We start from the raw sequence: 13817 nt of genomic DNA, 5'->3' as shown, positions 1-13817 counted from the left end.
TTTATCTAATTAAGCGTTCCCTTTGCTTTTTGCAATGATAGTTTCAGCTACGCTCTTGGGCACCTCTTCGTAGTGGCTGAACTCCATCGTAAAGATACCCCGACCTTGGGTCTTAGAGCGGATATCAGTGGCGTAGCCGAACATGGTCGCCAGTGGAACTTTTGATGCCACTTTAGCGAGTCCCTGTTCAGTGCTTTGGTTTTCAATCTGCCCCCGACGGGCAATGAGGTCGCCAATGACGTTCCCGATAAAGTCTTCAGGAACTTCCACTTCAACTTTCATCATAGGCTCTAATAGTACTGGTGAAGCTTTGAGCACAGCTTCTTTCATTGCCATTGAGCCGGCGATTTTGAAAGCCATTTCTGAAGAGTCCACGTCATGGTAAGAACCGTGAACTAGCGTTGCTTTCACATCAATCAGTGGATATCCAGCTAAAATACCAGATTCACAGCTTTCTTTCATCCCTTGCTCTGCGGGGCCTACGTACTCTTTAGGTACTACACCGCCGACAATTTTGGAGACGAATTCAAAGCCAGTACCGGGTTCTCCTGGTTCCAAATTGATCACAACGTGACCGTATTGACCTTTACCACCACTTTGACGGATGAACTTACCTTCTACGTTGGTGACTGTTTTGCGAATTGTTTCGCGGTAAGCTACTTGCGGCGCACCCACGTTCGCTTCTACTTTGAATTCGCGTAACATCCGGTCCACCAGAATTTCCAGGTGGAGTTCTCCCATCCCTGCAATTACAGTTTGGTTAGTTTCTGGGTCAACGTTGACGCGGAAGGTAGGGTCTTCTTCTGAGAGAGATTGCAGAGCCTTGGATAATTTATCCATGTCGTTCTTGGTTTTGGGTTCAACCGCTACCGAGATCACAGGCTCAGGAATAAACAGAGATTCCAGAATCACTGGTGAGCCATCATCACAGATGGTGTCACCTGTCAACGTATCTTTCAATCCCAGGGCTGCTCCCAAATCGCCCGCGCGCAGTTCATCGACATCTTGACGATCGTCTGCCTTCATCAGTACTAACCGAGAAATCCGCTCTTTTTTGTTCTTGGTGGCGTTGAGGACGTAGCTGCCCTTTTTCAACACACCAGAATAAACGCGAACAAATGTCAGGCGACCATAGGGGTCAGCCATAATCTTGAATGCTAGAGCTGCTAGGGGTTCATTATCATCAGCCTGCCGCTCAACAGTATCGCCATTAGGCAGTATGCCTTGAATTGGGGGTACTTCACTTGGTGCTGGTAGGTAATCAACAACGGCATCCAGCATTAACTGTACGCCTTTGTTTTTAAATGCCGAGCCACAAAGTACGGGTACGATTGTGCCAGCAATTGTACCTTTACGCAGGGCAACAGCGATTTCCTCTTCTGTAAGTTCTTCGCCCTCGAAGTACTTAGTCATCAGGGCGTCGTCTGTTTCTGACACCGCTTCTACTAGCTTGATGCGGTATTCTTCTACTTGGGCTTGCAGTTCTGCAGGGATGTCAGTTTCTTGGATATCGGTTCCCTGGTCGTTGGTGTAGATGTATGCGCGGTTACGTACTAGATCAACGATTCCTTGGAATTCATTTTCACTACCAATGGGTAATTGAATGGCAATGGCGTTAGCCCGCAAGCGATCTCGCATTTGCTCGTGGACTTTATAGAAGTTCGCTCCTGTGCGATCCATCTTGTTAACAAAGGCTATCCGAGGGACTTTGTAGCGGTCTGCTTGTCGCCACACTGTCTCGGATTGTGGTTGCACGCCACCCACAGAACAAAACACGGCGATGACTCCATCCAACACCCGCATAGACCGTTCGACTTCGATTGTGAAGTCTACGTGACCAGGAGTATCGATAATGTTAATTTGATGATCTTTCCAGCTGGTAGATATCGCAGCGGCGGTAATGGTGATTCCCCGCTCCCGCTCTTGATCCATCCAGTCTGTGACGGCAGTTCCTTCATGAACTTCGCCAATTTTATGAATTATCCCAGAGTAAAATAATATTCTCTCTGTTGTTGTTGTCTTGCCCGCATCTATATGCGCCGCAATGCCGATGTTGCGTACTTTCTCTAGCGGGATCGTACGTGCCACAGTAGCCTCCTATGGTTTTTGCCTCATGATATCTTGTATATTACTCTTTGTTAAGATTCTATACTTTTACGGAAAACCGTCTGTTTTTTTGTAAATTTGCGATGTGCCGATTTTCAGTGGGCGATATACCGCTTCTCTACCTAGTAACGATAGTGAGCAAAGGCTTTGTTTGCTTCCGCCATCCGGTGCGTTTCCTCGCGTTTGCGAATCGCATTCCCAGTTTCGTTAGCAGCATCCATTAACTCATTGGCCAATTTACCGGCCATTGTCCGTCCTGGTCTAGACCTGGAAAATTGTACCAGCCAACGCAGGGCTAGGGTAGTACCTCTGTCGGAACGCACTTCCATTGGTACTTGGTAAGTCGCCCCGCCTACTCGCCGGGCTTTTACTTCTACTAGAGGCGTTGCATTCCGCACCGCTCTTTCAAAAACTTCCAATGCACCGCTACCAGTGCGTTCTTCAATAGTTTTTAATGCGTCATAGACAATACGTGCCGCCAGGGACTTTTTGCCGTGCTGCATGATCCGTCTGATGATCATGCTCACAAGACGACTGTTATACACCGAGTCAGACGGAACTGGGCGCTTTTGAATAACACCACGACGAGACATACTTCAACCTTAGATTTCGGATTTGGCAACGAAATTATATGCTATCAGACAGTGGAAGCTAAAAGCGTTGGCAGTCCTTTAGGTACTCTTACTTTCGGGACGCTCGGCAATCAAGTTCTTGTTTAGAGTTCGCAGTCACCTAATTCGGGAAAACCTCTTGATGACTTTTCTTTGTAGCGCTGTCTCACCGCTACTCAGATTCACTCAAATTTTGCTTTTCTTAGAGTTGCAGCGTCGCTAACCTATTGACTTGCTACTCGCAACTAGAAATGAGAGGCGACAACATTATAAACTTTAATCTTGAGATTAAAATGTGGCTGTCGCTGACAAGATTTTTAGCGATAACCTACACTTGCTCGCTCAGTGTCAGGTGTGGCTGGTTTCGTGAAAACAGGCACAAGAACCTTGGATTAATGCTGTTTGGCGGCGAACACCGTTTGTTGTCAGGTTTTTTGGTGAGTGATTAGGAGAGACGATTAATCGAAGCACAATGACGATTAATCGCCTAATTCCTATTTTTTCGCTGCTTTGGGGCGCTTAGTTCCATATTTGGAGCGACCTTGCTTGCGGTCTTTGACTCCGGCTGTATCTAAGGTGCCACGAATGATGTGGTATCTCACGCCTGGTAAGTCCTTTACCCGACCGCCACGAATCATCACTACCGAGTGTTCTTGCAAATTGTGACCAATTCCGGGAATGTAAGCTGTGACTTCAAAACCAGAAGTGAGTCGGACTCTTGCTACTTTGCGTAGGGCTGAGTTAGGCTTTTTAGGTGTAGTCGTGTATACTCTGGTACAAACTCCCCGACGCTGGGGACATTGCTTCAGAGCTGGGGACTTGGTTTTTTGACGCGCTTTTTCGCGTTCATTACGTATGAGCTGCTGTATTGTTGGCATGAGTTACAGCGCGTGAAGCTGCTTAGGATCTAAGTTTTAACAAATCCTAATTATATCTTTTTTCTTGATTTTGTGTCAATTACTAAATTTGGAAAATGGCGATGGGGGGATGGGGAGATGGGGAGATGGGTATTTCTCGCTTGTTTCTCTAATCCCTGTTCCCTAATCCCTGTTCCCTAATCCCTTGATTCATCGCAAAAGAATTACCACAGCCACAGGTGGCGATCGCTTGGGGGTTATCGAAGCGAAAAGCGCCACCCATTAGGTCTTCAGAATAATCGACTGACAATCCGTTGATGTGAATGGAACTTTCGGCATCGATGACTAATTGAATACCGCTCAAGTCGAAAAGGCGATCGCTTGACTGTATACTCTGGTCAAAAGACATTTCATAAATCCACCCGGAACAACCGCCGGGCTTAATTGCCAATCGAAACAAGACATTTTGTGGGTGCTTTGACTTCAATCGCCCAATTTCACTGGTAGCGGCTGGACTCAAATGAATCATAAAATTTTGAAAATGCAAATTAAAAACCCCATCTCTAATATTACAGATGGGGTTGCGCCAAAATTGAAAACAGGGATTTTAAGGCAATAACTTAACAGGTTTTATCTGCTGCACGTGCGTAATCATCTTGGTAGCGAACAATATCATCTTCTCCTAAGTATTCTCCATTTTGCACTTCAATCAACACCAAGGGAATCACACCAGGATTCTCTAAACGATGGGTTGTACATTGGGGTACATAAGTTGATTGATTGTTGCTCAACAAGACCTCTTTTTCGCCACAAACCACCCTAGCCGTACCAGAGACTACGATCCAGTGTTCGCTGCGGTGATGGTGCATTTGTAAGCTGAGGCGATGTCCGGGTTTAACTTCGATGCGCTTAATTTTGTATCCACGCCCTTCTTCCAAAACTGTGAAAGAACCCCAAGGACGTAACTCAGTCGCAGCAACGCCTCTGGGGGTGACGGTAGGAGGTAGGGGCAGAGTGCTAGTTAGTGTAGTTTCTTGATGTTGAGCCATAATTACCTCATTTAAAGATATAACAAACCGTCTGTACTCTTAACCATTGATGGAAAATTTTGACGTAATGTTGCAACCGTAAAAATCAGCAATTTCTTACGGCTTCGCCAAACATAGCAAAATTGTCACTGTAGGTGTAAAAAAACTTACTAAAAATTCTGCAGTTATACCAATTCTTCATCAAGAAAAATTGTGTCTTGTTGTTTTCTTTAAAAAGGGGCTAAGGGTTAAGGAGAGAGTAGGAATTTGAGATTTGGAGAAAAGTAGGTGATCGCCTGTACTGTCCTGTCTAACTTTTCCAGAGGGATGTTAGATCGAAACCCAATCTAAAAGACGCTTTTACCTTGCTACCGCTGCACTAACTTCAGTCCAAAAATCCTTGCATGGAAATGCCCCATGCCCTCATCGCTGTTGTAAAAAAATACCAATGCCGTTGTGGACGCGGGCTGCAGTATTTGGGGAACGGTCGAGTAGTTGTCCTCCTAAGTAAAGACTAGTGGAACTACCGCCATCTAAATTGAGGGCATCAACGCACCCCAGAAGCTGCATTAGTTGGGCGTGTTCTGCCAAAGTGGGGCCGGGGCCGCCAGCGCGATTATGCACAGCAGCAATGATTAATTTGCCTGTGTCGGCGGTGCAAATGCCGCTGCGGATGGCTTTTTCCGCAATAAAAGCATCACTGAATTTTTCACCTTTGGCGTCAAGGACAACTTGGCGATTTTTGACTAACAATGGCCCGGCGGCGACGATGTGGGAATAGCGGCTAAAGTCTGGGGGAACAGTGCTGCTAGTAATGCTGATGGCTGAACCAATCGGTAACTGTGTTGCCACATTACCAGCATTACCCCGCAAAGTTAATAAATAGCCATCTACGGGAATGGGAAGGTTGGTTTGTCCAGCTTTACCACCCGCTAGCTGATTGGTTACTAGGTCTTTTTGGACGACGAGGATGATTTCGTTGTCTGTCAAGGGTGTGTAAGTTTGTCCCCAAGTTGGGGTATAGCGGGAAATACCACTTTGCACGTAGCCACTATTGAGAAATAGAATGGGTAATCGTGTTTTATTTGGTGTAATCAGAGTTTCTTCGAGGGTGAGACGATTTAAGTAAAATTGCCCAGAATCATTCCAAGCGATCGCTCCTCTGTTGAGAATAGGGCCTGACAACCATCGACTGTTTTGACGGATTGCACCTAGAGGTAAGCGATTGTTGCGGTTGAAATAACCAGCGTTAATTGCTGCTACTGCTAAATACCTTTGGGCTGTTTGAATTAATGGTGCTGTTCCAGATGCAGCGTTAGGGTTACTTAAAATTGGCTTGATGCTTAACCCGACGCTTTGAGGATTAATTTCTAGCCAAACGATGGGAAAGCGTTGTGTGCCTAAATTAACAAACTGCTGTCGCCACCGTAAACCGGGTGCCCAGGTAATATCCCGCTCTAAAAGTGCGTCTGGTCGGATATCGATCAGCAGACGGTTAGGGTTTGGTAGAGTACTGATGCGGGGGGCTAGACCAAAAGGAACGTTTAAACGAATAATTGTTTGATTTTTAACTACCTCCACTTGTTTAATTAGTGGTTCTGCGGAGGTAATTCCTGGTAATTGTTTGAGCAGATTAGGTGTGGGTGTGGGTAAAGATACTGGTGGTACGGGAGTATAGCGCCTGACAAGGGTAGGATCAGCTATACCATCTATGGTGATTTTCCATTCTCTGCTGGGTAGTGTGGAGACTTTGGGGGTGACAGTATCGGGATCGGGGGGTCTTTTGGCGGGTAATTCTTGGATAACTTGCCAAGGAGTGGGACGATCTAGATTGACAATTAGGCGATCGCCAAAGGGTTGTTTACCCTCAACGATATCCTGCACCTGGGTTTGGGGAGTGGAAATTACGAGTATGTTGCCATTAGCTTGGATTTGCCACCCTGCTGTTTGGGAAAAATTAGTAATATCTAGATAGCGATATCCTCTGGTCAACTGAGCCGATAACACAACTGGCTTGGTGGCTGACGAAAACCAATCTATCGGTTGGCTGGCTGGGTTACTGCTGTTGAGCAAGTCCACGCCAATTAATTGTCTGAGGACAGCATCACTCAGATAGGTTGTTAGCTGAGTGTTATTTCCCGGCTTTTGCAACCAAGCCGCTGGTAATGTGCGACCATTAAGGGCAATTTGATTACCTGCAAACAACGCCCCTGGGACAGCAGTTGGTGTTGGTGTTGGCGTCGCAGTCGGGGAAATCTGTTGAGCACTGGTAGCTTTGGTAATATATAAGCATAATGCTATTGAAAGTATTGGCGACACAGTGGTGAGAAAGAGTCTGCCACGACCAATCACAGCGATCGCACTGTAGTGTTTTTGTCGGCAACAATTCGGCATTTTCACCTTCATTTGCTATGTACTTTTGAAAGCTATCACTCTAGATGTAAATTAACCAATTATGCAAAAATTTCCCAAAACGATGATATAAGTTTTCCGCAAAGGTGATAATGTATGAATTGGCTCTCTATATCTTTTAAAAACCAACAGGCGTTTTCTGACTGTAGTCACTGTAACTAAGTGTTGAAACTAGCACAATTGCCCAGTTAACCATGTCCCTAATCTTGGTATCAAACCCTGGCTGAAAACATACTCTCCTCACCGTTGTGTGCTCATGTTGCTACTCAAGTGAGGTCTAGCTAGTAATAACACAAGTGGCAACACAATAAATAGTAAAAATCTAGACGACAACAGAAATATCTAGGAATTGCAAATGGGCGTATAGTGTACTAGGCTGATTTTGTTACTAAATCAGGACAGTTTAGGCACTAAAATTAGTGAAGGTTCAGATTAAGTTTTGTCAAAGGTTAACCATAACTGGTTTTATCTAGCAAACAGACAGCTATCTGGACAAAAAGAAGTGGGAAACACTTAGCTTTACTAAGTATAAGTAATAGTGAAAAGACTATTAGAGCAAAAGTAATTTGTCTAACACAGAATAAACACAAAAAAATAACGCAGAAATTTTAACACGGCTAAACCAAAAAGTAAAACCGAAGTTAAAATTTTTTTTCCCTAAATTTTCAATGATTCCATAATTTATACCTTTTGGAAAAATGAAGGCGACAGATGGAAAGCTAACAAAGATTACCGATAACTCTTTCACAATCTAAAATCCCAAATGTTATAACTTCGCCCTTGCTACAGTTAAAAAATTTTCCTCACCAATAGCAGCAACATTCGCAACTCAAAATTTCAGGAACAGGGTATGAATAATCAAGCGATGAATCAAGACCAAAAAGTTATATTGTCAGATGCGGAAATAAAAGACATCTATCAAGGGCAAAAGTGGTTAGTCGAAGAACGGGATGCTTGTGGTGTAGGTTTTATAGCCCATCGCCAGAATCGAGCTAGTCATGAAATTATTACCAAAGCTCTACCAGCTTTGACTTGCTTAGAACACCGGGGTGGTTGTAGCGCCGACCAAGACTCTGGTGATGGCGCTGGGATATTGACAGCCATACCTTGGGAATTGTTTCAACAAGAAGTAACTGTAGGCAAATTGTTTGAGTTAGCAGGTAATGTGGCTGTGGGGATGATATTTTTACCCCAAGACCCGGAAGCCGCGCAGCAATCACGAGCTGCAGTTGAGGAAATTGCTGCTGAGGAAAAATTGACTGTACTAGGCTGGCGAGTAGTACCAGTGCAGCCAGATTTATTAGGTGTTCAAGCTAGAGAAAATCAACCCCAAATTGAGCAAGTCTTTCTAGCTGCTGGTGACAAAAGCGGTGATGAATTGGAACGGGAACTCTACATCACCAGCCGTCGGATTGTGAAAGCAGCAAAAAACATTTCCGAAGAATTTTATGTCTGCTCTTTGTCGAGTCGGACAATTGTTTACAAGGGTATGGTGCGTTCGGCTGTCTTGGGAGAGTTTTATCAAGACTTACAAAATCCAGCCTATAAAAGCGCATTTGCTGTTTATCACCGCCGCTTTAGTACGAACACTATGCCCAAATGGCCCTTGGCGCAACCGATGCGGTTGTTGGGTCACAACGGTGAAATCAATACGCTCTTGGGGAATATCAATTGGATGATGGCGCGAGAAGCCAGTTTAGAACATCCGATATGGGAAGGTCGCATCGATGAACTCAAACCCTTAGTACACATCGATAATAGCGACTCAGCCACCTTAGATAACGTCTTCGAGTTATTGGTGCGTTCTGGACGTAGCCCCTTGGAAGCTTTGATGATGCTGGTACCTGAAGCTTACCAAAATCAGCCCTCTCTCAACGAACATCCGGAAATTGTCGATTTTTATGAATATTACAGCGGTCTGCAAGAGGCTTGGGATGGCCCGGCGCTATTGGTATTTAGCGATGGACAAAAAGTAGGCGCAACTCTAGACCGCAACGGCTTAAGACCGGCTCGTTATGTGATTACTAGAGATGATTACATCGTTGTGGCTTCAGAAGCAGGTGTAGTCGATTTCCCAGAGTCCGAGATTATGGAAAAAGGTAGACTTGGCCCTGGACAAATGATTGCTGTGGATTTACAAACCCAAGAAGTGCTGAAGAATTGGGAAATTAAGGAGCGTGTTGCGAAACAGCATCCCTATGGCGAATGGTTGCGACAACATCGCCAAGAATTAAAGTCGTTGGTTAGTAATTATGGGTCGTCTCTTAATGGAAACGGCGTCGGACATTTAACCGATGACAAAGAACAGATTGATAGACAAACCCTGCTGCAAAATCAAATTGCTTTTGGCTACAACACAGAAGATGTGGAAATGGTGATTCAGCCCATGGCTTTGCAAGGTGCAGAACCGACCTTCTGTATGGGTGATGATATTCCCCTGGCGGTGTTGTCGGAAAAACCCCACTTGTTGTATGACTATTTCAAACAACGCTTTGCTCAGGTGACAAATCCGCCCATTGACCCTCTGAGAGAAAAATTGGTGATGTCTTTGAAAGTGGAACTGGGCGAGAGGGGTAATTTGTTGGAGGTGAAGCCAGAATACGCCAAGAGAGTCAAGCTAGATTCGCCGGTATTGACTGAAGCTGAATTAGCGGCGATTAAACTGTCGGGATTTGCGACGGCTGAGTTATCGACGCTGTTGGAAATTGCTACAGGGCCAGCAGGGTTACAAGCCGCAGTTGAGTCTCTACAAGCGAAAGCTGCAGAATCAGTGCGAGCAGGGGCGAAAATTTTGGTCTTGAGTGATCAAATTTCCCCGTCAGCAAGTGGCGGAATTAGCGCTGAATACACTTATATTCCCCCCTTGTTAGCTGTGGGTGCTGTTCACCATCACCTGATTCGGGAGGGATTGCGAATGAAAGCGTCTCTGGTGGTGAATACCGCTCAGTGCTGGAGCACCCACCATTTTGCTTGTTTGATTGGTTATGGAGCCGGTGCTGTTTGTCCTTACATGGCTTTAGATACGGTGCGGGACTGGTGGTCTGACCCGAAAACACAACAGTTTATGATGCGGGGACAAATTAAGACTCTGACTTTAGAGCAGGCGATCGCTAATTATCGCAAGGCTGTAGAATCAGGTTTGTTAAAGATTCTCTCGAAAATGGGGATTTCTCTCCTCTCTAGCTACCAAGCTGCACAAATCTTTGAAGCTATCGGTATTGGTGGGGATTTATTAGCGCTGGGATTCAGGGGGACAACCTCCCGCATCGGTGGATTAAGTGTCAGCGAACTAGCCCAAGAGGTACTTTCCTTCCATCACAAAGCTTTCCCACAATTGACCACCAAGAAACTAGAAAACTTGGGCTTCGTGCAGTACCGTCGTAGCGGTGAATACCACATGAATAGCCCAGAATTGGTGAAAGCACTGCACAAGGCTGTTGATGGTAAGCAATATGACCATTATGAAGTGTATAAACAGCATCTGCAAACTAGACCAGTAAGCGCCCTAAGAGACTTGCTAGACTTGCAGAGCGATCGCCCAGCAATTCCTGTGGAACAAGTAGAATCAGTGCATGAGATTGTCCAACGTTTCTGCACCGGTGGGATGTCCTTGGGTGCGTTGTCACGGGAAGCTCACGAAACTTTAGCGATCGCCATGAACCGCATCGGCGGTAAATCTAACTCTGGCGAAGGTGGCGAAGACCCTGTACGCTACAACGTTTTAGATGATGTAGATGCATCCGGGTACTCACCCACCCTACCCCACTTAAAAGGGCTGCGGAATGGTGATACAGCTTCGAGCGCTATCAAGCAAGTTGCATCCGGACGCTTCGGGGTAACGCCAGGATACCTCGCCAGCGCCAGACAAATCGAAATTAAAATTGCTCAAGGTGCCAAGCCAGGGGAAGGTGGACAGTTACCAGGGCCAAAGGTGAGTCCCTACATTGCCATGTTACGGCGCTCCAAGCCCGGTGTCACATTAATTTCACCTCCTCCCCACCACGATATTTATTCCATCGAAGACTTAGCTCAGTTGATTTTTGATCTGCACCAAATTAACCCCAAAGCTCAGGTATCAGTCAAGCTAGTAGCAGAAATTGGTATCGGGACGATCGCCGCTGGTGTAGCCAAAGCTAACGCTGATATTATCCAGATTTCCGGACACGATGGCGGTACGGGAGCCTCTCCGTTGAGTTCAATTAAGCACGCAGGTTCACCGTGGGAGCTCGGTTTAAGCGAAGTGCACCGCGTGTTGATGGAAAATGGTTTGCGCGATCGCGTAATTTTACGTGTAGATGGCGGTCTTAAAAGTGGCTGGGATGTGGTGATAGGTGCGTTGATGGGTGGCGAAGAATTCGGCTTCGGCTCCATTGCCATGATCGCTGAAGGCTGCATCATGGCGCGGATTTGCCATACCAATAACTGTCCTGTGGGTGTCGCTTCCCAAAAAGAAGAACTACGGAAACGGTTTACTGGTATGCCAGAACACGTAGTTAACTTTTTCTACTTTGTAGCCGAAGAAGTACGTAGTCTGCTAGCGCGGCTTGGTTATCGTTCGTTGTTAGAAGTGGTAGGTCGGGCTGATTTATTGACATTACGCCACGAAGTGAAGCTGACCAAAACAGCAGCACTCAACCTCAACTGCTTACTCAAACTTCCCGACAGCAAACACAATCGTAGCTGGTTGGTGCATGAAGCGGTGCATAGTAACGGCCCAGTTGTGGATGACCAGTTGCTGGCTGATGGGGAAATTCAAGGAGCGATTACCAATCAATCCACCGTCACCAAGACTTTAAAGATAGTCAATACTGATCGGACAGTGGGCGCAAGATTAGCTGGGGCGATCGCTTCTCAGTATGGCGATAGCGGTTTTGAAGGCCAAATTAACCTCAACTTCCACGGGAGTGTCGGTCAAAGTTTTGGCGCCTTTAACCTCCCTGGAATGATTCTCAAGCTGGAAGGCGAAGCCAATGACTACGTAGGTAAGGGGATGCATGGTGGTGAAATTATCATCAAGCCCCCAGCTGATGCTGCCTATAACTCAGCACAAAATGTGATAATTGGCAATACCTGTCTTTATGGTGCTACTGGTGGGGTGTTATTTGCCAACGGTTTAGCTGGAGAGCGGTTCGCCGTACGTAATTCCAAAGCCACAGCTGTGATTGAGGGCGCAGGCGACCACTGCTGCGAGTATATGACTGGTGGTGTGATTGTAGTTCTCGGTAAAGTTGGACGCAACGTCGGTGCGGGAATGACTGGTGGTTTAGCGTACTTCTTAGATGAAGAAGGCAATTTCCCAGAATTTGTCAACCAAGAAATTGTCAAAATTCAGCGGGTGGTGACAGCAGATGGAGAAAAACAACTGCAAGAATTAATTAGAGCACATAGCGATCGCACTGGTTCACCAAAAGCCAAAGCTATTTTGGCAAACTGGTCAGAATTCTTGCCTAAGTTCCGCCAATTGGTGCCACCTTCGGAAGCTGATAGTCCAGAAGCTAGTAGTGAGCAAAAGCAACTGAGTAGAGTTTAGCTCGTCTCAAGTCAAGACCCTGAACGTAGCTGTACCCTGAGAAAACAAGCTACGCCTCAGGGTCTTTCAAGGAGAAGAGTTGACTTGTGACTGTTGCTTTTTACTGCTATTTTTGTTAGCAATTAACTTTTGATATTTATCTTCCATTTCTAAAAGTTCTGGAATCGTGACGAAACTGTAGCCTTGCTTGCGAAATTTGTCAATAATAGTTGGCAAGGCTTGCACAGTTTGGGAACGATTGCCACCACCGTCATGCATCAGCACTATTCCACCGGGTTTTGCTTGTCTGAATACGTTATTGATTAATTTTGGGACGCTGGGACGAGAATAATCTATGGAGTCGGATGACCACATAATGATGCCGTACTTGGTATTTTTAGCGTAAGCAGCTACTCCGTTGTGCATCATTCCGCCTGGTGGTCGAAAGAGATTTGTTTTCACTCCTGTAGTTTGATAAATCACATCTGTTGTGTGGTCAATTTCATAAGCCGCTGTCTGCGGGTTCATGACATGATACCAATGATGCCAAGTATGATTACCGACGGCGTGACCTTCAGTAACTATCTGTTTCATTAAGTCTGGATAATGCTTGACATTTTGCCCAACAACGAAAAATGTTGCCTTGACATCATTTTTTTTAAGTATATCCAACACTTGTGCAGTCGTTTGAGGCCAAGGGCCGTCATCAAAGGTAAGTGCAATTACTTTTTGTCCTTGTCCGAGTTTTGCTTCGGCGATGGTTGCTCCTTGAAACCGTGTTGGTAGCGCGGAAGAAAGGCCCTTGGCGCTTGCTTCCTGCTGCCAAATTGTCAGCATTGTCGCCTTTAATCCCTCAAGGCGTTGTTGAGTCCCTACTTTTGCAACTGTGTAGTTTGCATTTATACTTTCTTTAGACTGAGCATCCGAAGTATTCGGCTTGACAAGCATCATCAGTCCCAAACTCAAACTACCAGTTATGGTAACCAGCGCAATTAATATTCCTTGCGGCCAAAAAAACGACTTATTGCTTTCCACTTCAGAGCTCCTTCAAGGATGGAACCACCAGTCACAGGTCTGACGGTAAGTTATAGCACATTTTTTTCTTATACTTAGATACCCAATTACTTTTTGGTAATCCTGAAAAGTTAATTTCTTGATTTCCAAAAAAGTTAGTAATTGAATATGTCTTTGCTCATTACTAATCAACGGATTCCCGGCTATTGAGCCGGAAGTTATCCCTTTAAAAGTTTTTACCCATACTCCTGTTTTGTCACTATATGCCCTTGGGAATTTA

Annotated in this window: 8 protein-coding genes; 1 reads left to right on the top strand and 7 read right to left on the bottom strand. The window is 45.6% G+C overall.

All coding sequences use genetic code 11. The features are described 5' to 3' along the window. Positions 1-9: 9 nt before the first annotated feature. The 6 genes from fusA to MIC7126_RS0109495 all read right to left on the bottom strand — a co-directional run bounded on the left by fusA (position 10) and on the right by MIC7126_RS0109495 (position 6996). Positions 10-2088: an elongation factor G gene (fusA, locus tag MIC7126_RS0109525; protein WP_017652907.1), complete on the bottom strand. Its 2079-nt coding sequence runs from the start codon at positions 2086-2088 to the stop codon at positions 10-12. Positions 2089-2228: 140 nt separating this feature from the next. Beyond that, positions 2229-2699: a 30S ribosomal protein S7 gene (rpsG, locus tag MIC7126_RS0109520; RefSeq protein ID WP_017652906.1), complete on the bottom strand. Its 471-nt coding sequence runs from the start codon at positions 2697-2699 to the stop codon at positions 2229-2231. A 512-nt stretch (positions 2700-3211) separates the two neighbouring features. After that, positions 3212-3595 (bottom strand): 30S ribosomal protein S12, encoded by a 384-nt coding sequence (gene rpsL / locus MIC7126_RS0109515; protein ID WP_015129154.1) that lies wholly within the window; start codon positions 3593-3595, stop codon positions 3212-3214. 148 nt (positions 3596-3743) lie between these two features. Next, positions 3744-4103, bottom strand: a complete 360-nt coding sequence (locus tag MIC7126_RS0109510; protein WP_017652905.1) for a HesB/IscA family protein — start codon at positions 4101-4103, stop codon at positions 3744-3746. 91 nt (positions 4104-4194) lie between these two features. Beyond that, complete coding sequence (locus tag MIC7126_RS0109500; protein WP_017652903.1) at positions 4195-4623, bottom strand: phosphomannose isomerase type II C-terminal cupin domain; 429 nt, start codon at positions 4621-4623, stop codon at positions 4195-4197. 402 nt (positions 4624-5025) lie between these two features. Next, positions 5026-6996 (bottom strand): phosphodiester glycosidase family protein, encoded by a 1971-nt coding sequence (locus MIC7126_RS0109495; protein WP_017652902.1) that lies wholly within the window; start codon positions 6994-6996, stop codon positions 5026-5028. A gap of 868 nt (positions 6997-7864) precedes the next feature. Between MIC7126_RS0109495 and MIC7126_RS0109485 the strand changes: the two genes are divergently transcribed. After that, a complete protein-coding gene (locus MIC7126_RS0109485) occupies positions 7865-12544 on the top strand; it encodes a glutamate synthase-related protein (RefSeq protein WP_017652900.1) in 4680 nt (1559 codons plus the stop codon). A gap of 66 nt (positions 12545-12610) precedes the next feature. Here the strand turns inward: MIC7126_RS0109485 and MIC7126_RS0109480 are convergent, their stop codons facing one another. Then, positions 12611-13558: a polysaccharide deacetylase family protein gene (locus MIC7126_RS0109480; protein ID WP_017652899.1), complete on the bottom strand. Its 948-nt coding sequence runs from the start codon at positions 13556-13558 to the stop codon at positions 12611-12613. Positions 13559-13817 lie beyond the last annotated feature (259 nt).

The organism is Fortiea contorta PCC 7126 (assembly GCF_000332295.1).
GTDB classification, from domain to species: Bacteria; Cyanobacteriota; Cyanobacteriia; order Cyanobacteriales; family Nostocaceae; genus Fortiea; species Fortiea contorta.
Note: the sequence above shows the minus strand (reverse complement) of the source record. Positions and strands in the feature narration are given on the sequence as shown.

Coding starts and splice junctions, on each gene's coding strand:
- MIC7126_RS0109495 (WP_017652902.1), bottom strand. CDS start 6,996: ATGCCGAATTGTTGCCGACAAAAACACTACAGTGCGATCGCTGTGATT.
- MIC7126_RS0109500 (WP_017652903.1), bottom strand. CDS start 4,623: ATGGCTCAACATCAAGAAACTACACTAACTAGCACTCTGCCCCTACCT.
- rpsG (WP_017652906.1), bottom strand. CDS start 2,699: ATGTCTCGTCGTGGTGTTATTCAAAAGCGCCCAGTTCCGTCTGACTCG.
- MIC7126_RS0109510 (WP_017652905.1), bottom strand. CDS start 4,103: ATGATTCATTTGAGTCCAGCCGCTACCAGTGAAATTGGGCGATTGAAG.
- MIC7126_RS0109485 (WP_017652900.1), top strand. CDS start 7,865: ATGAATAATCAAGCGATGAATCAAGACCAAAAAGTTATATTGTCAGAT.
- rpsL (WP_015129154.1), bottom strand. CDS start 3,595: ATGCCAACAATACAGCAGCTCATACGTAATGAACGCGAAAAAGCGCGT.